The 26372-nt window shown below is 67.0% G+C and carries 24 protein-coding genes and 2 pseudogenes; 12 read left to right on the top strand and 14 right to left on the bottom strand.

All coding sequences use genetic code 11. The features are described from left to right. The first annotated feature begins 15 nt into the window (after nt 1–15). The 6 genes from ACVWWW_RS06450 to pgaD (ACVWWW_RS06425) all read left to right on the top strand — a co-directional run bounded on the left by ACVWWW_RS06450 (nt 16) and on the right by pgaD (ACVWWW_RS06425) (nt 7449). Nucleotides 16–2106 carry a tetratricopeptide repeat protein gene (locus ACVWWW_RS06450; protein WP_155914239.1) on the top strand — a complete coding sequence of 697 codons (2091 nt, stop codon included), beginning with the start codon at nt 16–18 and terminating at the stop codon, nt 2104–2106. Next, nucleotides 2106–3743: a polysaccharide deacetylase family protein gene (locus tag ACVWWW_RS06445; RefSeq protein WP_027082687.1), complete on the top strand. Its 1638-nt coding sequence runs from the start codon at nt 2106–2108 to the stop codon at nt 3741–3743. Before ACVWWW_RS06450 ends, ACVWWW_RS06445 begins: the two co-directional genes overlap by 1 nt. A gap of 1 nt (nt 3744) precedes the next feature. Further along, a complete protein-coding gene (gene pgaC, locus ACVWWW_RS06440; RefSeq protein ID WP_027082686.1) occupies nt 3745–4995 on the top strand; it encodes a poly-beta-1,6-N-acetyl-D-glucosamine synthase in 1251 nt (416 codons plus the stop codon). Then, nucleotides 4992–5462: a poly-beta-1,6-N-acetyl-D-glucosamine biosynthesis protein PgaD gene (gene pgaD / locus ACVWWW_RS06435; protein ID WP_027082685.1), complete on the top strand. Its 471-nt coding sequence runs from the start codon at nt 4992–4994 to the stop codon at nt 5460–5462. The genes pgaC (ACVWWW_RS06440) and pgaD (ACVWWW_RS06435) overlap by 4 nt, the downstream gene beginning before the upstream one ends. A 182-nt stretch (nt 5463–5644) precedes the next feature. Beyond that, complete coding sequence (gene pgaC, locus ACVWWW_RS06430) at nt 5645–6886, top strand: poly-beta-1,6-N-acetyl-D-glucosamine synthase (RefSeq protein WP_456998657.1); 1242 nt, start codon at nt 5645–5647, stop codon at nt 6884–6886. Beyond that, the gene (gene pgaD, locus ACVWWW_RS06425) at nt 6883–7449 is read left to right on the top strand and encodes a poly-beta-1,6-N-acetyl-D-glucosamine biosynthesis protein PgaD (RefSeq protein WP_196804346.1); all 567 of its coding nucleotides are present in this window, start codon (nt 6883–6885) and stop codon (nt 7447–7449) included. The genes pgaC (ACVWWW_RS06430) and pgaD (ACVWWW_RS06425) overlap by 4 nt, the downstream gene beginning before the upstream one ends. Here pgaD (ACVWWW_RS06425) and argH read toward each other — a convergent pair. The 8 genes and pseudogenes from argH to ACVWWW_RS06385 form a co-directional block, all read right to left on the bottom strand. Beyond that, nucleotides 7439–8751, bottom strand: a pseudogene (gene argH / locus ACVWWW_RS06420) (argininosuccinate lyase). The gene pgaD (ACVWWW_RS06425) and the pseudogene argH sit on opposite strands and share 11 nt — an antisense overlap. After that, on the bottom strand, nt 8748–9713 hold the full coding sequence (gene argC, locus ACVWWW_RS06415; protein WP_027082682.1) for an N-acetyl-gamma-glutamyl-phosphate reductase: 966 nt from the start codon (nt 9711–9713) through the stop codon (nt 8748–8750). The pseudogene argH and the gene argC overlap by 4 nt, the downstream one beginning before the upstream one ends. Next, nucleotides 9710–10309: a GNAT family N-acetyltransferase gene (locus tag ACVWWW_RS06410; RefSeq protein WP_027082681.1), complete on the bottom strand. Its 600-nt coding sequence runs from the start codon at nt 10307–10309 to the stop codon at nt 9710–9712. The genes argC and ACVWWW_RS06410 overlap by 4 nt, the downstream gene beginning before the upstream one ends. Continuing rightward, the gene (locus ACVWWW_RS06405) at nt 10306–11634 is read right to left on the bottom strand and encodes an acetylglutamate kinase (protein ID WP_027082680.1); all 1329 of its coding nucleotides are present in this window, start codon (nt 11632–11634) and stop codon (nt 10306–10308) included. The genes ACVWWW_RS06410 and ACVWWW_RS06405 overlap by 4 nt, the downstream gene beginning before the upstream one ends. Next, nucleotides 11631–12725: an acetylornithine deacetylase gene (locus ACVWWW_RS06400; RefSeq protein ID WP_027082679.1), complete on the bottom strand. Its 1095-nt coding sequence runs from the start codon at nt 12723–12725 to the stop codon at nt 11631–11633. Before ACVWWW_RS06400 ends, ACVWWW_RS06405 begins: the two co-directional genes overlap by 4 nt. Continuing rightward, entirely contained in the window at nt 12718–13947 is a 1230-nt protein-coding gene (locus ACVWWW_RS06395) for an argininosuccinate synthase (protein ID WP_036141828.1), read from the bottom strand. The genes ACVWWW_RS06400 and ACVWWW_RS06395 overlap by 8 nt, the downstream gene beginning before the upstream one ends. Before the next feature lie 26 nt (nt 13948–13973). After that, nucleotides 13974–14984 (bottom strand): N-acetylornithine carbamoyltransferase, encoded by a 1011-nt coding sequence (locus ACVWWW_RS06390; RefSeq protein WP_036141825.1) that lies wholly within the window; start codon nt 14982–14984, stop codon nt 13974–13976. A 239-nt stretch (nt 14985–15223) separates the two neighbouring features. Next, nucleotides 15224–15625: a hypothetical protein gene (locus ACVWWW_RS06385; RefSeq protein ID WP_036141822.1), complete on the bottom strand. Its 402-nt coding sequence runs from the start codon at nt 15623–15625 to the stop codon at nt 15224–15226. A gap of 151 nt (nt 15626–15776) precedes the next feature. Between ACVWWW_RS06385 and cysS the strand changes: the two genes are divergently transcribed. Genes cysS through ACVWWW_RS06365 form a run of 4 tightly spaced genes read left to right on the top strand, consistent with a single transcriptional unit; the run spans nt 15777 to nt 19322 of the window. Beyond that, nucleotides 15777–17180 (top strand): cysteine--tRNA ligase, encoded by a 1404-nt coding sequence (gene cysS, locus ACVWWW_RS06380; RefSeq protein ID WP_027082675.1) that lies wholly within the window; start codon nt 15777–15779, stop codon nt 17178–17180. Between the two features lie 10 nt (nt 17181–17190). Beyond that, the gene (locus ACVWWW_RS06375; protein WP_027082674.1) at nt 17191–17637 is read left to right on the top strand and encodes a SufE family protein; all 447 of its coding nucleotides are present in this window, start codon (nt 17191–17193) and stop codon (nt 17635–17637) included. Then, nucleotides 17634–18869, top strand: coding sequence for an MFS transporter (locus ACVWWW_RS06370; protein WP_027082673.1), 1236 nt, complete (start codon nt 17634–17636; stop codon nt 18867–18869). The genes ACVWWW_RS06375 and ACVWWW_RS06370 overlap by 4 nt, the downstream gene beginning before the upstream one ends. Nucleotides 18870–18905: 36 nt before the next feature. Further along, nucleotides 18906–19322: a hypothetical protein gene (locus tag ACVWWW_RS06365; protein ID WP_027082672.1), complete on the top strand. Its 417-nt coding sequence runs from the start codon at nt 18906–18908 to the stop codon at nt 19320–19322. A 66-nt stretch (nt 19323–19388) separates the two neighbouring features. Here the strand turns inward: ACVWWW_RS06365 and dksA are convergent, their stop codons facing one another. Next, on the bottom strand, nt 19389–20477 hold the full coding sequence (gene dksA, locus ACVWWW_RS06360) for an RNA polymerase-binding protein DksA (protein WP_027082671.1): 1089 nt from the start codon (nt 20475–20477) through the stop codon (nt 19389–19391). A 207-nt stretch (nt 20478–20684) separates the two neighbouring features. On the opposite strand from dksA, the gene yidD reads away from it, so the two are divergent. Next, nucleotides 20685–20903 (top strand): membrane protein insertion efficiency factor YidD, encoded by a 219-nt coding sequence (gene yidD / locus ACVWWW_RS06355; RefSeq protein ID WP_081672013.1) that lies wholly within the window; start codon nt 20685–20687, stop codon nt 20901–20903. Between the two features lie 61 nt (nt 20904–20964). Continuing rightward, a complete protein-coding gene (locus ACVWWW_RS06350) occupies nt 20965–21819 on the top strand; it encodes a M23 family metallopeptidase (protein WP_081672011.1) in 855 nt (284 codons plus the stop codon). 40 nt (nt 21820–21859) lie between these two features. Here ACVWWW_RS06350 and folE2 read toward each other — a convergent pair whose 3' ends face one another. From folE2 to ACVWWW_RS06325, 5 genes and pseudogenes are all read right to left on the bottom strand, one after another. Continuing rightward, nucleotides 21860–22780 (bottom strand): GTP cyclohydrolase FolE2, encoded by a 921-nt coding sequence (folE2, locus tag ACVWWW_RS06345; protein WP_036141818.1) that lies wholly within the window; start codon nt 22778–22780, stop codon nt 21860–21862. Nucleotides 22781–22868: 88 nt separating this feature from the next. Next, nucleotides 22869–23567 (bottom strand): hypothetical protein, encoded by a 699-nt coding sequence (locus ACVWWW_RS06340; RefSeq protein ID WP_155914237.1) that lies wholly within the window; start codon nt 23565–23567, stop codon nt 22869–22871. Then, on the bottom strand, nt 23564–24238 hold the full coding sequence (gph, locus tag ACVWWW_RS06335; protein WP_027082666.1) for a phosphoglycolate phosphatase: 675 nt from the start codon (nt 24236–24238) through the stop codon (nt 23564–23566). The genes ACVWWW_RS06340 and gph overlap by 4 nt, the downstream gene beginning before the upstream one ends. Next, nucleotides 24235–24948: a bifunctional 2-polyprenyl-6-hydroxyphenol methylase/3-demethylubiquinol 3-O-methyltransferase UbiG gene (gene ubiG, locus ACVWWW_RS06330; protein WP_027082665.1), complete on the bottom strand. Its 714-nt coding sequence runs from the start codon at nt 24946–24948 to the stop codon at nt 24235–24237. The genes gph and ubiG overlap by 4 nt, the downstream gene beginning before the upstream one ends. Further along, nucleotides 24948–26289, bottom strand: a pseudogene (locus tag ACVWWW_RS06325) (TRZ/ATZ family hydrolase). Before ACVWWW_RS06325 ends, ubiG begins: the two are co-directional and overlap by 1 nt. Nucleotides 26290–26372: the final 83 nt, after the last annotated feature.

The raw sequence follows: 26372 nt of genomic DNA, 5'->3' as shown, positions 1-26372 counted from the left end.
CTTACGGATCGAACCGTGCGCCCACTCCGAAAAACCGTACTGGCGCTTCTGCTCCCTCTGGTCTGGACGACCGGCATGGCGCAGGCGCGTCCGGCAACCGGCAGCGCTCCAACGACCACGGCCGCCGACTCCCTCCCCGCAGTGACGAGCCGGACCGTCCGCGACAGCCTGCTCGCGCAGGCCGAGGCCGCCCGGAAGGACCAGCGGTGGACGGACGCGCTGGCCATCTACGAACACCTGCTGGCGGCCAATCCGCGCGACGACGTCGCCTATCGGATGCAGGCGCTGACGCTGGACGACGTCGGCGCGCCGTTCCGGGCCGACGAGCTCCGCGCCCGCTGGGCCAGCGACTTCCCGGACTACGAGCGCGACCTCATCCAGGGCGACCGCGTCGCGCATGAGATCGGCTGGGGCCTGACCTACCCGGACAACCTCGACGACCCGAACGCCGAGCTCCGCCGTGCCTACGACGCGGCGCTCGCGCTGCAGGCGCAGCCGGGCCGCACGCATTGGGAGCAGACCCGGTTGCGGATGGACATGCTGACGGCGACGAATGGCCTCGGCATGTACCAGAAGACCATCGACGAGTACGAAGCGCTCAAGCGCGAAGGCGTCGACCTGCCCGCCTACGCACACGGCCCCGCCGCTGACTCGTACCTCGCGCTGCATCACCCGAAGGAAGCGCAGGCCGCGCTCGAGCAGGCGCTGGCCAAGGATCCGAACGACGTCGATACGCAGATCCTGCTCGGCTATGCCTACATCGAGCAGGAACGCTTCGACCTCGCGCTGCCGATGATGCAGAAGCTCGCGGAATCCCAGCCCGCGTGGATCGAACGCCCCGGCGCGGAGTCGGACCAGGCGAACTGGAAGCGCTACCGCGCCGAGATGGCGTACGCGCAGATGATCTCGTTCGGCGACGACAACGCGCGTGCGCAGTCGATGATCGAGCCGCTGCTGCGCATGGGTCCGAACCGTTCGAACACGCAGGCGGCGTTCGGCGCGTTGATGTATCGACGCGGCCATCCCACTGCCGCGCTCGAGCGCTACGACATGGCGCTGACGATGGATCCGCACAACCGCGACGCCGAGATCGCGCGCGTGTCGGCGCTGTACGAACTGGGCCGCGTCGACGAAGCGATGGCCGCGAACGACCAGGTGCAGAAGCGCTACCCGAAGAACCTGCACGCCGAGCGCCTGCAGGAAGAACTCGATTGGCGCAACGGCCCCATGGGCAGCATCGACTTCATCAATACGCGCAACAACTCCGAGTCCCCGAACGGCTCGCCCTTCGGTGTGCGCGAACACCGCCTGTACTACCAGACGTGGTCGCCGCTTCTCGGTTACCGCTGGCGCTTCGGCATCGTCGGCGACACCGTCGACGCGCATTTCGACCCCGACACCGTGCGCTATCGCCGCATCGGTGCGGGCATCGACTACCGCTATCGCCAGTTCGGTTTCCGCGTGTCCGGCTACCAGGCCGAAGAACCGACGCACGACAACGCATGGACGGTCGACGGGGCGTGGTACCTCAACGATTCGTGGACGCTGCACGGACAGGTCGCCGACAACGACGTCGACACGTCGCTGCAGGCGCGCCGTGCCGGCTACAAGGCCGACTCGTGGCGCATCACCGCGAACTGGCATCCGAGCGACACCGTCGCGATCGACATGAACTACAAACACCTCGACTACAGCGACGGCAACAACCGTGACCAGCTGTGGGCGTACGGCCGCACGCGTCTCTACACCAGCCCGCGATTGATGATCGACGGACTGGGCTCCCTGTGGACCAGCCGCGGTTCGCGCGACGACGCGCCGTACTTCAACCCGTCGCAGGACGCGATGGCGACTGTCGGCGTGCGCTTCAACCACCTCATCTGGCGGCATTACGACGCCTATCTCCGGCAGAAGCTGACGCTCGAAGCCGGGCCTTACTGGCAGGAAGGCTTCGGCACGAACTGGGTGCCTTCGATTTCCTACTACCAGGAGTGGCGCCCCGCGATGGGGCACACGTTTACGTATGGCGTGTTCTGGGCACGCCCGGTGTACGACGGCGGCCGCGAGCGCCGTGTCGGCTTCGAAGCGGCCTACCGCTGGGGGTTCTGATGCGATCGGTCGTTCTATTCCTCGCGCTTCTGTTCACCGCCGCAATGCCGCGGCCGGCCGACGCACTGGTCGTGCTCGGCTGGCACGACATCCGCGACCGCGTTCCGGATGGTTATCCCGATACGGAAGCCGTCACCACCCGCAACTTCGCGATGCAGCTCGACTGGCTGCGTTCGCACGGCTACGTACCGGTCACCGCACAGGCGGTTCGTGACGCACGCGCCGGGCGCGGCACGCTTCCGGCGAAAGCCGTGTTGCTGACCTTCGACGGCGGCTACCGCTCCGCATACACGCAAGCGCTTCCACTGCTGCGCGCGTTCGACTACCCGGCGCTGGTCGCCGTGCCGACGTCGCGCGTCGATGCGACCGGCAACGTGCATATCGGTATGCGTGACGTGCCGCGCAGTGACTTCCTCGGCTGGAGCGACGTCAAGGCGCTGCAGGCGAGCAACCTGGTCGAGATCGCGACGCAGGGCCATGATCTTGCGACGCCGATCGCGGGCGACCCGCAGGGCGACTTGCTTCCGGCCGCAATCGTCCGTCGATGGAACGGCGGCTACGAAACCGAAGCCGCGCAGCGTGAGCGCATCCGCGCCGACCTTGCGACCAGTGCCGACCGAATCGAGCGCGCCACCGGCCGTCGCCCGCAACTCGTCGTGTGGCCGGCCGGTGGTGCGTCCGGTGCTGCGCGCGCTGCCGCCGAGTCGCTCGGACTCGCGACGATCATCGGGCCCGATGGCCGCAGCGGTACGAGCGAACTGCATTACGCCGGCGTCGCGCGACCGGGTGACGACGCATTCCCCGGTGCGCGCTTGATGATGGTCGAGAACGCAGGCGCCAGCGATCTGGCCTACGAGTTGCGCCGCGATCCACGCCTCGACGGTATCCGTGCCGTGCGCGTCTCCCTTGCGGACCTCGCGGGCGGCGATGCCACGATCACGACGCAGAACGTCAACGCCGTCGCCGAGCGCATTCGCGCGATCCATCCGAGCCACGTGATCCTCGATGCCGCAGCTCCCGACGCCGCATGGTTCCCCACCGCGTCGATGCCGATGCGCTCGGACCTTCTGACGCACCTGGTCGCGCGTATCCACGCTCGTTCGAATGCCCAGGTGCTGGCGTGGATGCCCGCTGGCGCGTCGGCTGACGCATACGCCGATGTCGCCGCGACACCGATCGATGGAATCGTCATAGGCGACGGCGCGTCGTCAGCTTCCGCTGCGCTGGCTCGCGCGAAGGCCGTGCGTCCCGACCTGGTACGCGTCGCGGCCATCACCATTCCGACCGGTGACCCCGCGCCGATCGCATCGCAGACGCCATCGCTCGCGTCGAGCTACGACTTCATCGTCGCGATGCTTCCGCACGACGTGCGCGGATCGCGCCGCGAAGTCGACCGCGCGGTCGCGGCCGTCGCCGCGTCGCCGACCGCGCTGGATCGGACGGTGTTCGTGATCGACGCAGGCGACGTCGCCAACCCATTGCCGTCCGACGAACTCGAAGCGCAGGCGCGCCGCGTGGTCGCGAGCGGTGGCCGGCACGTGGGCTACAGCCGCGACATCGCGCTGAAGGACCTTCCGCCTCTCGAACCTGCGCGCGCCGCCATCAGCGCCCGCTCGTTCCCCTACCAGGAGCGCTGAGATGTCCTTCGACCTGCTCGGCGTACTCTTCGGTTTCGCCTTCTTCTACCCCATCGTGATGTCGCTGTTCTGGATGGCGGGCGGCCTGTATTACTACTTCCGTCGCGAACGTAAACACGCCGGCCCGGATGAGCTGCCGCCGCTGAAAGCGCATCCGATGACGTCGATCCTCGTGCCCTGCCACAACGAAGGGCCGTTGGTCGAAGACACCATCGCGTGGCTGTCCAAGCAGAACTATCCCGAGTTCGAAATCATCGCGATCAACGACGGCAGCACCGACGACACCGGTGCACGCCTCGACGCACTGGCCACGCAGCACGCGAACATGCGTGTCATCCACCTTGACCGGAACCTCGGCAAGGCGAACGCGCTGCGCATGGGCACGCTCGCCTCGCGCAGCGAATACCTGGTCTGCATCGACGGCGACGCGCTGCTGCATCCGAACGCGACGCAGTGGATGGTGTTCCATCTCACCAGCGGCCCACGCGTGGGTGCGGTGACCGGCAATCCGCGCATCCGCAACCGTTCGACGCTGCTCGGCAAGATGCAGGTCGGCGAGTTCAGCTCGATCATCGGCATGATCAAGCGCGCGCAGCGCAGCTACGGCCGCATCTTCACCGTGTCGGGCGTGGTGTCCGCGTTCCGCAAGACCGCGCTGCATCGCATCGGCTACTGGGCCGACGACATGGTGACGGAAGACATCGACGTCAGCTGGCGCCTGCAGATCGACCATTGGGACATCCGCTACGAGCCCAACGCGCTCGCCTACATCCTGATGCCCGAAACGTTCCGCGGACTCTGGCACCAGCGCCTGCGCTGGGCGCGTGGCGGCGTCGAAGTGATCGCTCGCCATGCGAAGTCGCTCAATGCGTGGACGAAGCGGCGCATGTGGGCCGTGGTGCTCGAGTACCTGTTGAGCGTTGTGTGGTCGTACTCGATGCTGCTGTCGATCGTGCTCTGGATCATGAGCTACTTCTTCGACATTCCGCCTCGCCTCCAGACCGGCGGCCTGATTCCGCATTGGCATGGCGTGGTGCTCGGCCTCACCTGCCTGCTGCAGTTCGCGATCAGCCTGTTCATCGACCGCCGCTACGAGAAAGGCATCGGTCGAAGCTACTTCTGGATCATCTGGTACCCGATCGCGTACTGGCTGTTGAGCATGCTCACCACCATCGTCGCGGTACCGAAAACACTCTTCGCCAAACCACGCGGCGTTGCCACCTGGACCAGTCCGGATCGAGGTTACCGATGAGCACCGAACTACAGCACGACCCTTTCATCTACACGCCCAAGCGCGCTGCGCCACAGGCGATGCGGACCGTCCACGGTGTGATGACGTTCGTTGCGTGGGTGCTCTACGCCTACCTCTGGCTGCCGCTGATCACGGTGGTGGCCTGGGTGCTCGGCGTCCGCACGAGCTACATCGAGGTCTACGTGCGCAACAACCGGGTGGACGAGACGATCTTCCTCGTCATCCTCGGTCTCGCCGTCGTCGCGACGGCGCTGCTGGTCGGCTGGGCGGAATACAACCGTCACCGCTTCAGTGGGCCGGATCGTCGTGCGAACCCGGGCAACGTCGAACTGCCGGCCGTTGCGGAATCGATGGGCGCACCGTTCGATCTCTCCGAGCGGGTATCGCACGCGAAGTCGATGACGCTCGCGATGGGCGACGACGCGCGCCTTTCCGGTATCCATCGCTCCACGCCGTTCGCGATGTAATGCATCGCACGGCCGTTGACTGAAACGTAATAGACGCGAGACCACACTGGCGCCCGATCGACTCCGGGAGCCCGTGTGGCACGCGACCGTTCCGCGCTCCGTCGTGACGCTGCCAACCGCGTGTCACGTATCGGACCCGACAGCACCTATGAATGCGACCACCCTGTTCCTCCGGGATGGCCGTGATCGACGCACTGCTCGGCTACACGTTTTTCTATCCTGTCGTCATGTCGTTCGTTTGGATGACCGGAGCGCTCTACTACTACATGCGCCGCGAGCGCCACGCACCGCGTCGCGATGAGCCGCCGCCGCTGCTTCACTACCCGCCTGCTTCCATCCTCGTGCCCTGCCACGATGAAGGCGCGAACATCCGCGAGACGATCGCCGCCGCGCTCAACCAGCGCTATCCGAACGTCGACGTCATCGCGATCAACGACGGCAGCAGCGACGACACCGCCGAGCAGTTGAACACCCTCGCTCTCGACGAAGCGCGCCTCAGCGTCATCCATCTCAGCCGCAACCTCGGCAAGGCCAACGCGCTGCGCATGGGCGTGCTCGCGTCGAAGTCCGAATACCTCGTCTGCATCGATGGCGACGCGCTGCTCGACGAATACGCCGTGCACTGGATGGTGTGGCACCTCACCGATGGCCCGCGCGTGGGTGCGGTGACCGGCAATCCGCGTATCCGCAACCGCTCGACGCTGCTCGGCCGCCTCCAAGTCGGCGAGTTCTCGGCGATCATCGGCATGATCAAGCGGGCGCAGCGCGTCTACGGCCGCATCTTCACCATCTCCGGCGTGATCGCCGCTTTCCGGCGCAGCGCACTGCACCGCATCGGTTACTGGTCGGAAACGATGGTGACCGAAGACATCGACATCAGCTGGCGCCTGCAACTCGATCACTGGGACATCCGTTACGAGCCCAACGCGATGTGCCTGATCCTGATGCCGGAAACGCTGCGCGGCCTGTGGCGCCAGCGACTGCGCTGGGCGCAAGGCGGCGTGGAAGTGCTGCTTCGCTATGCCGGCGACGTGTTCTCCTGGCGCAAGCGGCGCATGTGGCCGGTCGTGCTCGAGTACGCGCTGAGCACGGCGTGGGCGTACGGGATGAGCCTGGTGTTCGTGCTCTGGGCGCTGGGCAAGATCGTCGACCTGCCACCTGCACTGCAGGTGCCGCACATCATCACCTGGCAGAGCGTGGTGCTCGGGCTCGCCTGCCTGACGCAGTTCGCCGTCAGCCTCGTCATCGATCGCCGCTACGAAACCGAAGTCGGCCGCACGTTCTACTGGTTGATCTGGTATCCGCTGGCGTACTGGTTGTTGAACCTGGCGACCACCGTGGTCGCCGTGCCGAAGACCTTGGCGGCGGGACGCGTCGGCGGACACCGTGCGACATGGTCGAGCTCGGACCGGGGACTGCGATGAGCCGTGCACTGCGCCCGTCGACCCGGCCGGATTCGCGACTGATCGTCCGACGCAGCGCACAGCCACGACCGCAACGCGTGGCGTGGGCCGTCGCGACGCTGCTCGCGTGGGGATTCTTTCTCTACCTGTGGAAGCCGCTCGCCGCCACGGTATTCGCGCGCCTGATGCCCGCGTACGTAGACGCCGGCATCGACCTCCATGCGGCGCGGCTCGACGTAATGGTCATCGTCGCGCTGCCGGTCATCGCCATAATCGCCGCGTCCCTGCTGATCGCCTGGGCCGAGTACAACCGGCTGAGGTTCAAGGACGCGAAGCGCCGCGTTCCCGCGTGCGATATCGACACGGCCGACATCGCTGCCGCGCTCGGCGCGACACCATCAGTTGCACGTGCGTTATCCGAGAGCCGCATCGCGATCGTGCAGATGGACGCCGCTGCGCATCCCGTGTCCATCACCATGGTGTTGGCGCGTGACGCCAACGACGCGGCTACCGAAACTCCACGTGACTCGATCGATGCCTCGATCGAAACGCGGGCGGACGAAGTACCGCGCGTTACGAGTTAGCGGCGTCGACGTTCGACGCCACCGCCTGCAGGCGCGCGCGCAGCTCATCGAGTCGGAGGTCACCGGCGCCGCCCGGCGAGACGCGCGCCTCGAGGCTAGCCCCAGGATCGCGCGTCGCCCAACGTGCCGGATCCGCCGCATCGCGATACGCCTGCCGGAACGGCACTCCATCGCGCGCGAGTTCGATCGCGAGGTCGGTCGAATACATCGAGGGATCGATCGCAGCCGTCATTGCGTCCCGCTTCCACTCGATGCTGGACATCAGGTCCGGCAGCAAGGCGAGCGCACGCAGACCGTGCCCGACACCGCGCACCAGCGGCGCCTTGGTGAACTGAAGATCGCGGTGATAGCCCGAGGGCAATGCGACCACTTGTTCGATCTCGGCGCGCGCTGCGCTGACGACCGCATGGCTTGCGCGCAGCAGCTCCACGACATCCGGATTGCGCTTGTTCGGCATGATCGAACTGCCGGTCGTGTATCGCGCCGGGAGCGCGACGAAGCCGAATTCGGCCGTCGTGAACAGGCTCACGTCCCATGCGAAACGGCGCAGGTCCATCGTCGCCGAACCGAGCGCTTCCAGCGCCGCCATCTCGAACTTGCCGCGCGACAGCTGCGCGTAGCCCGGATTGACCTGCATGCGCGCGAAGCCGAGCTCCTGCGTCGACGCATCGCGCGCCAGCGGCAGGTTGACGCCATAGCCGGCAGCGGTGCCGAGCGGGTTCGCGTCCAGCCACGCGCGCGTCTGGACCGCTCGCGTCGCGTTGTCGATGAAGGCCTCGGCCCAGCCGGCCCACCAGTGCGCAGCCGACGAAACGACGGCCCGCTGCAGATGCGTGTACCCGGGCATCGCAACATCGCGCTCCGCTTCCGCGCGTTGCAACGCGACGCCCGCGATCTCAATGCAGCGTGCCGACAGCTCGTCCATCTGCGCGCGCAGCCACAGGCGCGTCGCCACCAGCACTTGGTCGTTGCGGCTGCGCCCGGTGTGGATGCGACGGCCGGCATCGCCGAGTCGCTCGGTCAGCACGTCCTCGATCGCGGAATGTCCGTCCTCGTAGCGCGCGTCGAGCACGAACGAGCCGTCGCGATACGCCGTCGCAAGCGCAGCCAGTTCGCGGTCGATTCCGTCGAATTCGTCTCCTGCGACAGAATCCCGATGCCGACCAGTCCACGCGCATGCGCTCGCGACGCATCGATGTCGTGCAGGAAGAATTCGCGATCGAGCAGCACGTCGTCGCCCGCAAGGAACGACTGGATACGAGCGTCGACTTCGACGCCGCCCTTCTGCCACAACAGGCTCATGCCGAAATCTCCGTTCGCGTGTCGGCCTGAAGGCCCGCGAGGGCGTCCAGCCCGAACGCGAGGTTGAGATTCTGCAGCGCCTGCGTCGCCGCGCCCTTCAGCAGGTTGTCGAGGATGGCGACGACGACGAGCCGCCGGCCGTCCTCCGACAGGGTGAAGCCGCCGACCGCCGCGCCCGCTTGGCCGGCGATGTCGCGCACGTGTGGCGGCGTATCGGTGACGTCGATCAAGGGTGCGCCCGCGTAAAACGCGCGATAGCGCTCCCGTACGTCGTCCAGCGATATGGGTGAAGACAGATGCAGGTTGCACGTCACCGTCAGCCCACGGAAATGCGGTGCGACGTGCGGCATGAATTCGACCGCATGCCCCAGATGCCGCGTCACCTCGCGTTCGTGCACGTGGCCGGTGAGTGTGTACGGCATCAGGTTGTCGCGCAGCGCCTCGGGATCGTTTCGCGGCGACGGCGTAGTGCCTGCGCCCGAGTAACCGGACACGCCGAAACATTGCACGGGGCCGTCGAGCAATTGATTCATCGGCGCGATCGCGAGCTGCATCGCCGTTGCGTAGCAGCCGGGATTGGAGATGCGCCTATGCGGCTTCGTATCGAACAGCTCGGGCAGCCCGTAATGCCAGTAGGCGTCGAAGCGGTAGTCCGCGGACAGGTCGATGACCACAGCGCCGGGCGCAATCCGATCGATCGCCTCGACGTAGGGCTTCGCCATTCCGTTCGGCAGCGCGAGCACATAGGCGCCGTTCGCGAGCGCAGGCAATTCGTCCGGTGCGGGCATGCTGTAGCGCAGCTCGGGCGATGCGCCGATAACCTGATCCGCGACGAGCTGTCCGGCGCGCTCGCGCGATGCCGCATGCACGAGCTCGAAGCGCGGATGCGCGACGAGCAGGCGCATCAGCTCCGCACCAACGTGTCCGCGTGCACCAATGAGGCTTACCGGGATCTTCGTCACGCGGCGACCTCCAAGCGTTCATCGAGCCCGGCGCGCACGACCGGCCATTCGTCGCGCACGATCGAATAGCGATACGTATCGCGCAGCGAGCCGTCCTTGTGCCGCATGTGCGCGCGGAGTATCCCGTCGCGTCGTGCGCCAAGCCGCTCGATAGCCGCTTGCGAACGTGCATTAAGATGACTTGTTTCCAGCGACACCGACTCGCACTCGAGCGTGTCGAACGCATGTGCGAGCAGCAGGCGCTTGGCTTCTGTGTTGAGCGCCGTTCGCTGTACGCGGCTCGCGTACCAGGTGTAACCGATATGCAGGTTCGGCACCGAGCGATCGATGTCGTAATACCGCGTGCTCCCAACCACCTCGCCCGCTGCGTCTAGCACCACGAACGGCATGGATTCGTCACGATCGCGCGATGCGAGCGCGGCACGGACGTAGTCGCCCTCCTCGCCCGGCGCCGGCACGCTCGTGAACTTCAGTGTCCACAGGGCACCGTCGGCGGCCGCGGTCGCGAGCGCCGCTGCGTGGTGCTCCTGCAATGGCAACAGCGTGACATGCCGGCCCTGCAGCATCGGAATGCGCCAGCGATCGACATCGGTCATCGCGGATCCTCCAGCGACGCGGGGTGCGAGCTGCAGTATTCGATGCAATGCGCGATGGTCGCGAAGTCCTCCATGCCGTACCAGAACACTTGCCATGGGCCGCGACGCACGCAACCGTCGGACTCCGACATGTAGAACACGTTGACCGGATTCTCGCGACGCGAGCGCCAGAACAGCGTCGGCGTTTCCTCGCGCATCACCTGCCACACGGCGCGCCCAAGGCCTTCGCCCTGCGCCTCATCGAGCACCGCGAATTTGTCGAGGTACGGCATGCCGTTCTCGAACGTCAGGATCACGGCGGCGCGATAGTTTTCGCTGACATAGGCGCGATGCAACGTCTTGCGGTCGAAGTAGTCGGACAGCAGGCGGCGGCCGAACGCGGATTCGATCAGCCCGCGCAGGCGGTCGAGATCGAGTTCTTCCCACGATTCGGCGCGAACCACGCGTTCGCCGCGACGCACCAGCGTGCCGGAACCGCGATGCGTGAACAGTTCCTTCGCCAGTTCCGCGGGACGTGTAATCGACACCGACGACGCCGGCGGCAGCGCCTCCAGCAGTTCGCGGATCTGCTCGATCTTGAGTCGCATGCCGCCCGTAAGCCACGGCTGCGCGAGCAGATGGTCGTACTCGGTCGACAGGTTGATCGAGTCGATGACATTCCCGTCGCCGTCGAGCAGGCCGCCGGTTCCGGTCAGGAAGACGATCTTGTACGGCTGCAGCTCGCGCACCAACTCGTTCGCCGCGTAGTCGGCATTGACGTTGACGATCTGGCCGTCGACGGTTTCGCCGAGGCTCGCGATAACGGGAATCGATCCGACACGAAGGCTCGCATGGATGGACGCAAGCTCGACGCGCTTCACGCGCCCAACCAGACCAAGTTTGTCGCGATCGATGTATTCGGACTCGAACACGCCCGATACGATCGACGTCGAACGCGCGCCGGCTTCCTGCAATGCTTCGGCCAGCGCGAGGTTCTGCGCCTGCATCACGCGACGCACGATCGCCAGCACTTCCGGCGGGGTCACGCGCAGGCCGTCGACCGTCTGCTTGGTGATGCCGGCGGCGCCCATTTCCTCGTCGAGCTGCGGGCCCGCGCCATGCACGACGATTGGCGTCAGGCCGACGTCCTGCAGGAACGCGAGCGACGATGCGAGCGCGTCGAGGTCGTCGCGCAACACTGCGCCGCCGACCTTCACGACCGCGAATCGCTCGGCGTCGAGCTGCGCGAAGCGACGCAGATACTGGTCGATCTCCTTCGCGCTGCCCATGCTCGAGAGCAGGCGCACGATGGTCTGACGGGTCTGGATGTCTTCGATCGGCGTCATGCCGGCGTGTTTCCGATGATGCGGGCCGCGTGTGCGGCGTAGCGTTCGAGCTGGTCGATGGCGACCCATTCGTCGGCGGTGTGTGCCTGCGCGATGTCGCCCGGTCCGAACACGAATGCGGTCAGGCCGGCCTGCGAGAACAGCGAGGCTTCGGTCCAGAAGTCGACGGCGTTGCCGATCGGGATGTCGAGCGAGTCGGCGAGGTCGCGCGCCGCGAGGCGCTGACGCTCCGCCTCATGCAGAACGCCCGCCGGCAGCGGCGGGCCGCGGAACGTTTCCTCGTACGCGTCGAGCTGATCGTCGCCGGCGAAACCCTTGAACTTCGCGTGCATGGCATCGATATCCATCGACGGCAACGGGCGGAAGTTGAAGCGCAGCTCGCCGCTCGGTGCGATGACATTGCCCTTGATGCCGCCCGCCATGGTGCCGATGTTGAAGCGCAGGCCCGTCAGGCCGCCGAAACGCTCGTGCGCGAGTGACTGGGCATGATCGAGCGCACGCACGCCCCAGCGCATCGCGCGATGTATCGCGCTGAGCTGCATCGCGTTCGGTGACGATGCGTGCCCCGCTTCACCGCGGAACGCGATGCGCGCCGAACTCAGCCCGCGATGCGCGAGGACCGCTTCGCAGTTGGTGGGCTCGGCGACCAGCACTTCGGTGAAACCGTGGTGGCTGGCAAGGAATGCCGCGATGCAACGCGGGTCATTGGCTTCCTCGTCCGACGAGAACAGGAATGCCGCATCACCCGTCGTCAGAGCGGCCGCGGCGATCAGACCGGCCGCAGCGCCCTTGATGTCGCAGGCGCCGAGCCCGACCGCGCGATCGCCTTCGATGCGCAGCACGTGCGGATCGCGCGTCCAGCCATCCGACGACGGCACGGTATCGAGGTGGACGTTGAACAACCGCACCGGTCGACCGCGCACGGCCAGCATCGACACCGCACCCGCGCCGTGATCGGTCACATCGACCTTGAAGTCCGGGAGCTGCGCACGCAGGTAGTCGAAGATGCCACCGGTGCCGATCGCCCGTGGCGGGTTGCGCGTGTCGAACGCGACCAGCGCTTCGAGATGGCGGAGCACCGCCTCACGCATCGTTGGCTGCTCCGTTCACTTCGGCCCAGAGCGTGCTGCTCATGCCGAACAGCTTGATGAAACCTTCGGCTTCCTCGACGCCCCAGTCTGCCGACTGCGCGTAGGTCGCGCCCTTGGCGTTGAGCACGTGCGGCGACTTCACCGCGACCGCGTCCACGCGTGCGCCGCGCGTCTCCAGCACGACTTCGCCATTGACCATGCGCTGCGAACTCGCGAGGAACGCTTCGAGATCGGTCTTGAGTGGATCATGGAAGAAGCCTTCGTAGACGATCTCGACCCACTTGCGCGCGACGTCGGGCTTGAAGCGGTTCTGCTGCTTGGTCAGAACCGCTTCTTCCAGCGCACGATGCGCCGCGAGCAGCGCGATCAGGCCGGGCGCCTCGTACACGATGCGGCCCTTCAGCCCGATCGTAGTGTCGCCCGTGTACATGCCACGGCCGACGCCGTACGGCGCGAACATCGCGTTGAGCTTCGCAAGCAGCTTGTGCCCCGGCATCGCGACGCCATCGAGCGACACCGCTTCGCCCTGCTTGAACTCGATCGTCGCGCGCAGCGGCGCGGTCGGCCACTCCTCGCGCGGCGCGCACCAGCCGCGCGACCCCTCGCCGGGCGCGTCCCACTTGTCGATCTCGCCGCCGGACAGCGTCACGCCCAGCAGGTTCTCGTTGATCGTGTAGCTCTGCTGCTTGGCGCGCACGCCAAAGCCGCGGTCCTCGAGATACTTCTGCTCGTAGGCGCGCGTCTGCGTGTGTTCCTTCTGGATCTCGCGGATCGGCGCCACGATGCGGTACGTGCCCTGCGACTTCACCGCAAGGTCGAAACGCACCTGGTCGTTGCCCATGCCGGTGCAACCGTGCGCGATCGCGTCGGTGCCGAGCTCCTTGCAACGCTGCAGCGCGGCGTCGACGATGAGGTAACGGTCGGACACCAGCAGCGGGTACTGGCCCTGATAGCCCTCGCCCGCTTGCACGAACGGCTTGACGAAACCGGTCCAGATCGCGGGCCCGCCATCGACGGTGACATGGCTCGCGACGCCGAGTTCGTTTGCACGCGCTTCGATAAACGCACGCTCTTCCGCATCGACGCCACCGGTATCGGCGAACACGGTGTGCACGTTCCAGCCGCGCTCCTTGAGGTACGGCACGCAGAAGCTGGTGTCGAGGCCGCCGGAGAAGGCGAGGACGATGTCGCGCGAAGCCGACGCGGTGCTTTCAGTGGTCATGGATATTCTCGAAGAGAAATTCGGGATCAGCCGTGCTGATTGATGAGCGTCGCCATCACCGCCTTCTGCACGTGCAGGCGGTTCTCGGCTTCGTCGATGGCGATGCAGGCGGGCGAATCCATCACCGCATCGGTGGCCTTGACGTTGCGGCGCAGCGGCAGGCAGTGGCTGAAAACGCCGTTGTTGGTGAGCGCCATCTTTCGTTCGTCGACGATGAAGTGCTTGTACTCGTCGCGGATCGGCTTCTCGTCCTGCCAGCGGCCGAAGAACGGAATCGCGCCCCAGCTCTTCGCGTAGACGACGTCGGCGCCGGCGTACGCGCTGTCGATGTCATGGCTGACCTGCAGCGAGCCGCCGTTCTCGACGACGTTCTGCGCGGCCCAGCCCATGTAGCGCTCGTCGAGCACGTAGTCCGGCGTCGGGCAGAGCAGCGTCACGTCCATGCCCATGCGCGTCGCGATGGTCAGCGCGGAATTTGCGACGGCGGTGTTGAGTGGTTTCGGGTGGTACGTCCAGGTCAGCACGTACTTCTTGCCGCGCAGGTCGCTCGTGCCGAAGTGTTCCTGCAGCGCGAGCGCATGCGCGAGTTCCTGGCACGGGTGCGTGATCGTCTCCATGTTGATGACGGGCACGGTCGAATACTTCGCGAACGACTTCAGAACGAGATCCTGGCGGTCGACCGACCAGTCGACGAACTTCGGGAACGCGCGCACGCCGATCAGGTCGACGTAGCGCGCCAGCACGCGTGCGACTTCCGCGATGTGTTCCTCGGTATCGCCGTCCATCACTGTGCCGAGATCGAACTCGATCGGCCATGCATCCTTGCCCGGCTGCAGCACCACCGCGTGGCCGCCCAGCTGGAACGCACCCAGCTCGAAGCTCGTGCGCGTGCGCATCGACGGGTTGAAGAAGACCAGCGCGATGGAGCGCCCCTTGAGCTGGTCGCCGATCTTCGAGCGCTTGAACCGCGCGGCATCGGCCAGCACCGCGTCGAGCTCGGCGCGGGACCAGTCCTGGGTGTTGAGGAAGTGCTTCATGGGGTCTCCGGGAAAGATTCGCCGGGCCCGAAAACGAAAAGACCCAGCGCGAGGGCTGGGTCCGAGTCTGCGCCGTACAGGCGTAGTGCCGCGTTACCCAGCCGTGTGGCGGGTGCGTCGGCGAGCGCGCGAGGTCATGCCCGCCGCCATGTAGGCAGAGGTCAGGATGTCGGCGTCGGTGTAGTCGGTACGCATGAGGGGCGCGATTCTGCGGGCTGCGGCTGGACGATGCAAGGGCGTTACGGGGCCGGCATCACGGAAATGCGGATCCGAAGCAGATGGCCCGGATCGTCGGCCAGTCGCGACCGGTACTTCGCGCCGCGATAGGTGTAGTCGACGTCGTAGGCGAAGGGGCGCTTGAACTCGCGCTGCACCGGCACGCTGCGGCAGTTGGTGCTGCCCGTCGACGAGTCGCGCTTGAGCACGTTGCGGACGCTGCCAACGATCTTGGACAGTCGCGAGCCGTCCTCGCAGCGGGTTTCCATGCTCGTGGCGGTAAGCGTCTGGTAGACCGGTGTCACCCGCAGCACGCGCGCGTACTCGTAGCTGACGTTCTCGCGCTGGACCACGGTCTCGGCGGACGCCCCGCATACGGCGGAGCAAAGCAGCAGCGCGACCAAGGGCAGCGTTCGACGTCGCAAGGCGGGGTTCTCCGCGGGGACCGGACCGAAGAGTGTATGCGGCGCAGCGGCCGTGGCGATGAATGCCCCCTGTCCTCGCCCGCCCTCGGGCCGGCCACGGCCGGCACGCCGCTACAATGGCTGGCTCGACCGCATGCGTCCGACGAGCGCCATGAGCCTGCACCTCTACAACAGCCTCACCCGCCGCCTGCAGGCCTTCGAGCCGCTCGATCCCGCCTGCCCGACGATGTATGTCTGCGGGCCTACGGTCTACAACTACGTGCACATCGGCAACGCGCGGCCTTACGTGGTGTTCGGCGTGCTGGCGAACCTGCTGCGGCGCCGCTATGGCGCGGTGCGCTACGTCCGCAACATCACCGACGTCGACGACAAGATCAACAACGCCGCACGCGAGCTCGGCGTGCCGATCTCGACCATCACCGATCGCTTCGCCGCCGCGTTCCGCGACGACATGGCCGCGCTCGGTGCGGTCGCGCCGGACGTGGAGCCCTCGGTCGTCGCGCACATGCCGCAGATCATCGCGATGATCGAGCGCCTGATCGAATCGGGCCATGCGTACGCGGCGGAAAGCCACGTGTTGTTCGCCGTCGGTTCGTTCGACGGCTACGGCAAGCTCTCGCGCCGCGATCGCGACGAGATGATCGCGGGCGCGCGCATCGACGTCGCGCCGTACAAGCGCGACCCGGGCGATTTTGTGCTGTGGAAGCCGTCGACCGACGACCTGCCCGGCTGGGAATCGCCGTGGGGTCGCGGGCGCCCGGGCTGGCACATCGAATGCTCGGCGATGGCCGAAGCGCATCTCGGCGAGACCATCGACATCCACGCCGGTGGCGTCGACCTGCAGTTTCCGCATCACGAGAACGAGATCGCGCAGAGCGAATGCGCGCACGGCGGCCGCGTGTTCGCGCGCTACTGGCTGCACAACGGGATGCTCAACTTCGGCGGCGCGAAGATGAGCAAGTCGATTGGCAACATCGAGAAGATCCACGACCTCGTCGCCAAGCATCCACCGGAAGCGCTGCGTTATGCGTTGCTGTCCGCGCACTACCGGCAGCCGCTGGAGTGGTCGGAGACGGTGATCGATCAGTGCGTGCGCACGCTGGATCGGCTGTATGGGACGTTGCGGGATCTCGGCGATATCGACGCAGATGGCGAGCCTCTGGTGCCGGTCGATGTCGAAGAAGCACTGAATGATGATCTGAATACGCCGAAGGTGCTCGCCGCGATCAATTCATTAGCAGCGCAGGCACGCCATCTTCTCAGTCACGGACCGCACGCCGCTGCGGCGTCCGAGACTGCCGAGCTGCGCTACCTCAAACGAAACCTGCTCGGTGCGGGTTCGATACTCGGCCTGCTGCAGCAGTCGCCCGCCGAATGGTTCGCACGCGGTGTCGACGACAGCGACGACGCACGCATCAACGCGCTCGTCGAAGAACGTACTACCGCAAAGAAGACGCGCGACTTCGCTCGCGCCGACGCGATTCGCGAACAGCTCGCCGGCGAAGGCGTGCTGCTCGAGGACACCGCCGCCGGCGTGCGCTGGCGTCGCGCCTGAGGCCAGCATCGTGAGTGAAACGCGGTTCCCGCTCGAATCCACCGCCGCCGAGGCCCAACTGGCCATCCGCGACGAATTCGCGTTCTTCGGCGACTGGGCCGAGCGCTACCAGTATCTGATCGACCTCGGCCGCAAGTTGCCGCCGATGGACGAGGCGCTGCGCAGCGAGGACAACCGCCTGCTCGGCTGCCAGTCGAAGGTGTGGATCGTGAGTTCGGGCGATGCGTCGCGGCTGGATTTCCTCGCCGCCAGCGACTCGGCCATCGTCTCCGGCCTGATCTTCCTCGCGCTGCGCGTCTACGCAGGGCGCAGCGCCGACGAGATCCTCGCGACGGAGCCGACCTTCGTCGCCGACATCGGCCTGTCGAAGCATCTGTCGCCAACGCGCAGCAACGGCCTGAGCGCCCTGCTCGCCCGCATCCGCGAAACCGCGCAGGCCGCGCGGGACGCGGCATGACCGAGCCTGTCCCCGCACCAGCGCCGATGCGCGTTCCGGCGTTCGTCGCATTGATGGGCTATCGCATCCTGACGATCCTGTCGTACCAGATCGTCTCGGTCGCGGTCGGCTGGCAGATCTATCAGCTCACGCGCGATCCGCTGAAGCTCGGCCTGATCGGCCTGGCGGAAGTGATCCCGTACTTCTGCGTCGCGCCGTTCGCCGGCTACCTGGTCGACCACCTGCCACGGCGCAAGCTCGGCATGGCGGCCTGCCTCGGGCTCGCGACCACGCCGCTCGTGCTGATGCTGGTGACGACGCAGGCAGTGCCGGCGTCGCGCCTGTTGCTGATGTATTGCGCGGTCGGGCTGACGGGCATGGTGCGGTCGTTCCTCGGCCCGGTCTACAACGCGCTGTTCGGTCGCGTGCTGGTCCGCGAGCAGTACACGCGCGGCGCAAGCATCGGCAGCATCGTGTTCCAGGCAGGTCTGGTGATCGGTCCGGCGGTTGGCGGCGCACTGGTCGGTGCCGGCAGCGTCGTCGTCGCGTATGCCGTGGCGATGGCGCTCGCGCTCGGCGCGGCGCTGTCGGTGGTCTCGCTGCGTGTCACCGAACCGCCGCAGCAGATGCAGCGCGGGCCGATCTTCCGCAGCATCGGCGAAGGCATCCGTTTCGTCTTCAGCCACCAGGTGCTGCTGGGTGCACTCGCGCTCGACATGTTCGCGGTGCTGCTCGGCGGCGCGATTTCGCTGGCGCCGGCATTCATCCGCGACGTTCTGCATCGCGGCCCGGAAGCGCTCGGCATCCTGCGCGGCGCACCGGCGCTCGGTGCGGTGCTGGTCGGTCTGTATCTCGCGCGCCGTCCGCTGGAGAAGCACTCCGGCCGCATCCTTCTCGCATCCGTCGCCGGCTTCGGCTTGTGCATGATCGGCTTCGGCCTGTCGACGTCGTTCTGGCTGTCCGCCGCGATCCTGATGCTGTCGGGCATGTGCGACGGCGTGTCGGTGGTGCTTCGCTCGACCATCCTGCAGCTCGCGACGCCGGACGACATGCGCGGCCGCGTGTCGTCGATCAACGGCATCTTCATCGGCTCGTCGAACGAGCTGGGCGCGTTCTGGTCCGGCGCGATGGCGAGGATGATGGGGCTGGTGCCGTCCGTCGTATTCGGTGGCGTCATGACCATCGCGGTCGTCGCATCGACCGCCTGGCGTGCGCCCAAGCTGCGCCGGCTGGATCTTCGCGAGCTACGCTAGGCCCGGCGCCGCTCCCGGCGTCACGGGAGACGTGCAATGCGCATTCGACCGAAATGGCTTCGCCCGGTGGCGATCGTCGCCGTGATCTGGAACGTGCTCGGCTGCCTCGCATTCGCGGCGGATGCACGGCTGAAACCCGGCGACATCGCGCGTCTTCCGCTGGATCAGCAGCACTTCTATGCCATGCGCCCGGGCTGGTCGGTCATCGGCACCGCGGTGGCGGTGATCGCGGGCGTGCTCGGGTCGGTCGCACTCACGCAGCCGCATCGCATCGCGTGGCCACTGCTGCTGGCGTCGCTGATCGGCGTGATCGTGCAGGACGTGGGCCTCGTCATCGCATCCGGTGGCGCGCCGGCGATGCCTGCGCTCGCCATGCAAGGGCTGGTGCTGCTCATCGCCATCGCACTCGCCGGGCTCGCGCATCGTTATGCGGCCCACGCGCCGAACGACTGACGCGACGCCACAAATACGAAGCCCCGCACTCGGCGGGGCTTCGACATCAACGCTTGGACGGACGAATCAATCGCCCATCTGCTTCTGCAGGTGCTCCCAGCGCTCCTGCGCGTCGATCGTGCGCTCGGCGGTGAGACGCGCTTCGAGGCGATCGAGGCCGATTTCCTCGCCTGTATCGGCGCAGTAGCCGTAGTCGCCCGAATCGATGCGCTTGAGCGTGCTGTCGATCTTGCTGATCAGCTTGCGGTAGCGATCGCGCGTGCGCAGCTCGAGCGAGTTCTCGGTCTCGCGCGTGGCGCGCTCGGCCTCGTCGCCGACGTCACGAACTTCCTCGCGGAGGTTCTCGATCGTCTGCTTCGATTCCTCGACCAGATCGCCACGCCATGACAGCAGGCGCTGGCGGAAGTACTCGAGCTGCAGCGGGTTCATGTACTCCTCGTCCGACTTCGGCTTGTAGCCGTCCGGAACGATGGGCCGACCCGTGGATTCGTCGGTCTTGTACTCGGGCATGCGGCGCGTCGTATTCGACGTGGCGTTGCCCCGGTTGGCCGTCACGGCGACGGCGACCTTGCCACTGGATGGGCGCTCGACCACGGCGGGTGTCCCGCTCGTAGCTGCGGCGGGGGCCGCGGCGCTCTTCTTGTTTGCGTTCCTGCTCATCGACTCCACCTGCGGGGACGGACGCGCCGCGGCAACCGCGGCCGACGATGTCCCGTTCTTCAACGCGCCCGCCGCCGCACCGGTCTTCCCGGACTGCGTCGGACGTTCATTCGTGCCTTCCCGTGCAACTGCCTGCGCCGCGGGCTGCGCCACTGCAGGCTGCTTCGCCGGAACCGGCGCTTTTTTCGCAACCGCGGGCTTACGTGCTGCCGCTGCTTCGATCGCACGCGACGGAGCCGCGGTCTTCGATGCAGCCTTCTTGACCGGCGCCTTGGCGACCGGCGCAGCCTTCTTCACCGGTGCCGCCTTCTTCGCGGGCGCCGGCTTTGCCTTCGGTGCGGGCTTCGGCGGCGCCTTCTTGGCCACCACCTTCTTCGCTACAGCCTTCTTCGCAGCCGGCTTGGCCGCGGGTTTCGCAGCTTTTTTCGCAGCCGGCTTCGCTGCGGACTTCTTGGCCGGCGAGGCGGCCTTCTTCGCGGTTTTCTTTGTCGCCACGAGCGCCTGTCCTTCTTCCCTTGAGGCGGGAAAGCGCGCTGTTATACCCTGCCCGCGTCAGCGGCGGCAACCACACATGATGCGTGTTCGTACAGGGAGTTCGAGCGTGCTTCGACGCTGATTGCATGGGTGCCGCGATTACGCCCTGACAGCGAGCAACCGCGGCGATGTGGCCGCCATCATGGTGAGCCGGAGCATCAAGATTCCGTGATCGACCGCGCCCTTATCGCACTTCTGCGCGGATACAAGCGCTGGATCAGCCCGCTTCTCGGCCAGCGCTGCCGTTTCCATCCCACCTGTTCTGTGTACGCGATGGAGTCGATCGCACGCTTCGGCGCGCTTCGCGGCTCCTGGCTGGCCGCGCGACGCGTGCTCCGCTGCCATCCCTTCCATCCAGGCGGGCACGATCCGGTGCCGCCGCGATGACTCAGCCGCGATTGGGCAAGCCGCGCCGATGATCGATACCTCTCGTTCGCGGAGGTACACGATGGCGCGACGCGTCCTTATCGCTTCGATGATCACGTTGCTCGCGGCCTGCGCGGTGTCGCCGCGGAGCACGTCGGCGCCCGTCACCGCGACATCGCGCATTTCCATCGAATTGCCTGCGACCGCATCCCAGGGCGCGCTGGTGATCGGCCGCGCTCCCGCGAATGCGCACGTTCGATTCGCAGGACGCGACATTCGCGTCGCGCCCGACGGGCATTTCGCGCTCGGCATCGCGCGCGACGCCAGCGGCAGCATGCCGGTGTCGATCGACGTGCCCGGCTCGTCGCCCGAAACCATCGTCCTGCAGATCGTTCCCCGCGATTGGCCCATCGAGCACGTCAACGGCGTGCCGCCCGCGACGGTGAATCCGCCGCCGGCGATCGCCGCGCGCATCGAAGCCGAACAGGCGCGCGTGGCCGCGGTGCGTACGCGCGACGACGAACGCGTCGATTTCCTGCAGCGCTTCCAGTGGCCGGTGCAGGGCCGCATCAGCGGGCGTTTCGGCAATCAGCGTGTGTACAACGGCAGCGCCGGCGCGCCGCATTCGGGCATGGACATCGCAGCCGCGAGCGGAACGCCGGTGCATGCGCCGGCCGCAGGAACGATCACGTTCGTCGATCCCGACCTGTACCTCACCGGCGGCACCGTGGTGCTCGACCACGGCCACGGCGTGAGTTCGAACTTCCTGCATCTCTCGCGCATCGACGTACACGTCGGCGATCGCGTTGCGCAGGGCCAAGCCATCGGCGCCGTGGGATCGACCGGTCGCGCAACCGGCCCGCACCTGCACTGGGGCATGAACTGGTTCGACGTGCGGATCGATCCGCTGCTGCTGGTGGACGTGCCTGCGCAGTAGCGCGGTTCGGCTGCGTCGCCCGCCCAAAACGCGCCGAACGTCAGGCGCCGGCGCCCTCGCCGCTCACCGATGCCACGGCATCGTGCGCATGCAGGCTTTCGAAGTGCGACACGCGCGCATCGAATCGCACCACGTGCGGATCGTGCGCAAGCGCATGCGCGACGCGACGCGCGGCGTCCTCGCAGAACATCAGGTTGCGCGCGTTGAGCGCGGCGAAGGCCTGCTCGTCCTCACGCTTCACCGCGGTCTGCACCGGTGTACCGAGCGCGGATTCGACGCGTTCGATGAGGTCGACGATCGGCAACGACGCGACGCCGGGTGCAAGTCGAACACGCACCTCCGCGCGGCTGCGCTGTGCGTGTGGTGTTGCGACCAGCCCGTGCTCGGAACGCAGCCAGTCGCGCACCGATGCGGCGTCGACTGAGCCGTCCGCGCCGAACGTCTGCGCGAATGCTTCGGCCGTCATCTGCCGTGACAGCGCGGCGGAGGCCGGACAAGTCGACGAATAATCGATCTCGACGCCGAGGTCGATCGAGACATTTCCGTCGACGATGTCGGCCGTGACTTGGACCGGATACGCCTTCCAGCCCGCGTTCGCGCTGGAGAGGGCCGGGCGCAGCAGCAAGTGATCGAAGCGGATCGCGAGATGCGCGGAATGCGACAACGCGCCCTGCGTTTCGACCAGCGCTTGGAGAACTCGCGCCAAGCCATCCGGCGTCATTTCTTCCGCGGCGAACGCATGCTGCAGACGCAGGTAAAGGCGCGACATATGGATGCCGCGCGCATCGGGATCACGCAGGTCGACGAAGACATCGACCTTCGCGGGCACGGTCATCGTCTCGCCGGTCGCCGAACGCGTGCGCACCGGCAGCGCGATGCCCGCCATGCCCACGCGATCGAGCGCGCGCGCAGTGGCGGCGCGGTCGAGCGCTACATCGGGCATGACGCGGGGCTGGGTCATCGACGGGCCGTGCAATCCAGTGAAGTCACGCATTCTACCGACGCCGTGTTTCGCGCCCGGGACCGCCCGCGGAACGGTCCGTGGCGCGTCAGCCGCGTGCGCCGCGCCAACCCGCCCACAGGGCCGACCACGGCGAGAGCGGCGCTGCGGCACGCCCAGTGGCAAGTCGCGCGCGGGCCAGCGACAGCACGACGCCGCGCGACGGCGTGAGTCCGCGCAACGACGGCCCATCGGCAAGCAATGCGCTCGCCCAGCGGCCGGACGCATCATGCTGCGACGCGATGTCGGTCGGCACCGCCTCGCCGGGATGTCGGGCCAGCCGCGCATGAAGCCATGTCGCGATCACCGCATCCGGACGTGACGGCCCCAACAGCGACTGCTCGGCCGCCGCGATCGCATCCGCCAACGGTTGAAGTTGCTCGCGCGCCTCGACCATGTCGCGCGGACGAAAACGCGCACTGACCAGCGTCGGCAACGCCTGCGCGACGCCACTCCACGCACCGGCCTGCTTCTGCAGCACGGCGCCGAGCGGATGACGTCGGATGCCTTTCGACCATCCGGCGAGCTCGTCGATCCACCAATGCAGTTTCGCCTCGCCCGGGCGCGCGTCATCGCCACGCCACGCCGCTTCCTGCCATTCGAACTGCAGCGCCTGCCAGGCGTCGACGAGTTCACGCTGCGATGCCGGCACAAAGCGTTCGACCAGCGTCCACTCGGGCCACGCACCGCGCCATTTCGCGACGAACGCGGACGCATCGCCGGCGGGATGTGCGTCGACCTCGCTCACTGCGGCATCCACTTCGACGGGTCGAGCATGTCGCGCGGAGTGTCGAGCATGACGTCGCCCTGCCACGACACCGGGTCGTCCTCGTCGAGCCGATAACCCCACAGTGCGACGACCGATCGCATGCCGGCCGCACGCGCAGCCGCGATGTCGCGCTCGTCGTCGCCGACGTAAACGCAGTCGCCGATAGCGACACCCATTCGTTCCGCCGCGACGCGCAGCGGCAGCGGATCGGGCTTGCGGGCGGGGAGTGAATCGCCGCCGATCAATACGGCGCAGCGCGTGTCCCAACCCAGGATCGGCATCAGCGCGACCGCGAGTGATTCGGGCTTGTTGGTCACGATGCCCCAGCGCGACCCCGATGCTTCGATCGCGGCGAGCAGCTCTTCGACGCCGTCGAATGGCGGGCCGTGTAGGCCGAGCTCGCGACGGTAGTGTTCGAGGAACTCGGGAATCCACGTCTCGCGCGTCGCGGCGTCGATGTGCGGAAACGCGGCGCCGACCATCGCGCGCGCGCCCTTCGAAACATGCGGACGCAGCGCATCGAGCGCCATCGGCGGCTCGTCACGCGCGGCGCGCATCGCATTCACCGCCGCGAGCATGTCAGGCGCGCTGTCGAGCAGCGTGCCGTCGAGGTCGAAGAGCACGGCCTTCGGAAACCGGACGTCGCTCATCCGGGCTTGCGCGCGCTGACGATGTAGTTGATCTCGGTACGACGCGTAAGCCGCGCCGAATGCAGCATCGGCAGGTACATCAGGCCGCTGACGTCTTCGAGCTCCATGCCGGCTGCGCGCAGCCATGCACCCAGCTCCGACGGACGCACGAAATCGCGGTACTGGTGCGTGCCCTTGGGCAGCAGCCGCGCGACGTATTCCGCGCCGACGATGGCGAATGCGAATGCGGCGGGCGTGCGATTGATCGTCGATACGAACAGGCGGCCGCCCGGCTTCAGGGCGTCCGCACATGCACGGATCACCGCGGACGGATCGGGCACGTGCTCGATCATCTCCATGCAGGTCACCGCGTCGAACGTGGCGGGCGATGCCGCACCGACTTCCTCGACGGCCTGCACGCGATAGTCGACCGTCGCGCCGCTTTCCATCGCGTGCAGTCGCGCAACCTTGACCAACTCCGGCGCCAGGTCGATCGCGGTGACGTTCGCGCCGGCGATCGCCATCGCCTCGCTGAGCAGGCCCGCGCCGCAGCCGACGTCGAGCACGCTCGCGCCCGACAACGGCACGCGATCGGCCACGTATTGGAGACGCACCGGATTCAGCGCATGCAGCGGCTTCTGTGGGCCGTGCGGGTCCCACCAGCGCGCAGCGAGCGCGCCGAAGCGATCAAGTTCGGATTGACGGAAATTGCCGGCGGTCGAGGTGGTCATCAGGCGGTCCGGATCTGGCGGATGCGATCGCGCCACCGTCGCGCATTCGCGCGCAGTGCATCGCGGTCCATGTCGACGAGTTCGCGATCGCGCAGCTTGCGGCGGCCCGCGATCCACACATCGGTGACCTGATGGCGACCGGTCGCGTACACGAGCTGCGAGATCACGTGGTACAGCGGCTGGCTTTCGATGTCGTCGAGATCGATACAGACGAGGTCCGCCTGCTTGCCCGCGCGAAGCGAGCCGATCTTCGACCCGAGGCCGAGCGTGACCGCGCCGCCGAGCGTCGCGGCGCGCAATGCGCTGGCGGCGTCGAGCGCGGACGCGTCGTCGGCAACCGCCTTCGCGAGCAGCGCCGCGGTGCGCGTTTCACCCACCATGTCGAGATCGTTGTTACTCGCGCAGCCGTCGGTACCGAGACCGAACGTCACGCCGGCGCGCTGGAGCTTGCAGACCGGACAGAAGCCCGACGCAAGCTTGAGATTCGACTCGGGGCAATGCGCGACGCAGACGCCGCGCTCGGCGCACAGCGCGATTTCCTCATCCGTGAGCTGCGTCATGTGCACAGCGATCAGGCGGTCGTTGACCAGCCCGAGCCGATCGAGCCGCGCGAGCGGACGCATGCCGAACTGCGCGATCGAATCGCGGATTTCCTGCGCGGTCTCATGCGTGTGCAGATGGACGCGGACGTCGCGGTCGCGCGAGAAGTCGCGCACGCGTTCGAAGTTGGCGTCGTTCACCGTGTACGGCGCATGCGGCGCGATGGCGGTGCCGACGAGCGCATCGTCGCGCCACGCGGCGTGCACGTCCGCGGCCTTACCGAAGTATTCGTCGGACGTTTTCGCCCACGCGGTCGGAAAGTCGATCACAGGCAGGCCGACCAGCGCGCGGAAGCCGTAGCGCTTGTACGTCTCGGCCTGCACGTCGGGGAAGAAATAGTTCTCGTTGGCGCAGGTGGTGCCGCCGCGCAGCATCTCGGCGATCGCCAGCGACACGCCGTCGCGCACGAAGTCCGGACCGATGACCGCGCCTTCGACCGGCCAGATGTGGCCCTGCAGCCATTCCATCAGCGGCAGGTCGTCGGCGATGCCGCGCAGCAGCGTCATCGGGTTGTGCGTATGCGAATTGACGAGGCCGGGAAATCAGCGCGGCGTTCGGGCGCGACACGACTTCCTTCGGCGCGAATCGCTCGCGCATCTCCGTGCGCGGGCCGATGGCGACGATGCGGTCGCCTTCGATCGCGACGGCATGGTCGTCCCAGACTTCCGCATGCGGCTCGACCGGCACGACCCAGCCGGCTTCGATCAGGACATCGCAGGGTTGCTTGGCGTCCTCGCCCATCCCATCACCTCGTGTCGGTTGCCGAAGGCTAGCCGCTGACGCGTTACCGCTGCGAAAGCGCTGGCCCGATACAGAGAAGCCCG

It is taken from the genome of Lysobacter sp. HA18, assembly GCF_054057595.1.
Note: the sequence above shows the minus strand (reverse complement) of the source record. Positions and strands in the feature narration are given on the sequence as shown.

Excerpts from the sequence above, each read along its gene's own strand:
- ACVWWW_RS06445 (WP_027082687.1), top strand. The coding sequence starts at position 2,106 with ATGCGATCGGTCGTTCTATTCCTCGCGCTTCTGTTCACCGCCGCAATG.
- pgaC (WP_027082686.1), top strand. The coding sequence starts at position 3,745 with ATGTCCTTCGACCTGCTCGGCGTACTCTTCGGTTTCGCCTTCTTCTAC.
- pgaD (WP_027082685.1), top strand. The coding sequence starts at position 4,992 with ATGAGCACCGAACTACAGCACGACCCTTTCATCTACACGCCCAAGCGC.
- pgaD (WP_196804346.1), top strand. The coding sequence starts at position 6,883 with ATGAGCCGTGCACTGCGCCCGTCGACCCGGCCGGATTCGCGACTGATC.
- ACVWWW_RS06410 (WP_027082681.1), bottom strand. The coding sequence starts at position 10,309 with ATGACCGATGTCGATCGCTGGCGCATTCCGATGCTGCAGGGCCGGCAT.
- ACVWWW_RS06405 (WP_027082680.1), bottom strand. The coding sequence starts at position 11,634 with ATGACGCCGATCGAAGACATCCAGACCCGTCAGACCATCGTGCGCCTG.
- ACVWWW_RS06400 (WP_027082679.1), bottom strand. The coding sequence starts at position 12,725 with ATGCGTGAGGCGGTGCTCCGCCATCTCGAAGCGCTGGTCGCGTTCGAC.
- ACVWWW_RS06395 (WP_036141828.1), bottom strand. The coding sequence starts at position 13,947 with ATGACCACTGAAAGCACCGCGTCGGCTTCGCGCGACATCGTCCTCGCC.
- ACVWWW_RS06390 (WP_036141825.1), bottom strand. The coding sequence starts at position 14,984 with ATGAAGCACTTCCTCAACACCCAGGACTGGTCCCGCGCCGAGCTCGAC.
- cysS (WP_027082675.1), top strand. The coding sequence starts at position 15,777 with ATGAGCCTGCACCTCTACAACAGCCTCACCCGCCGCCTGCAGGCCTTC.
- ACVWWW_RS06370 (WP_027082673.1), top strand. The coding sequence starts at position 17,634 with ATGACCGAGCCTGTCCCCGCACCAGCGCCGATGCGCGTTCCGGCGTTC.
- ACVWWW_RS06365 (WP_027082672.1), top strand. The coding sequence starts at position 18,906 with ATGCGCATTCGACCGAAATGGCTTCGCCCGGTGGCGATCGTCGCCGTG.
- ACVWWW_RS06350 (WP_081672011.1), top strand. The coding sequence starts at position 20,965 with ATGGCGCGACGCGTCCTTATCGCTTCGATGATCACGTTGCTCGCGGCC.
- folE2 (WP_036141818.1), bottom strand. The coding sequence starts at position 22,780 with ATGACCCAGCCCCGCGTCATGCCCGATGTAGCGCTCGACCGCGCCGCC.
- gph (WP_027082666.1), bottom strand. The coding sequence starts at position 24,238 with ATGAGCGACGTCCGGTTTCCGAAGGCCGTGCTCTTCGACCTCGACGGC.
- ubiG (WP_027082665.1), bottom strand. The coding sequence starts at position 24,948 with ATGACCACCTCGACCGCCGGCAATTTCCGTCAATCCGAACTTGATCGC.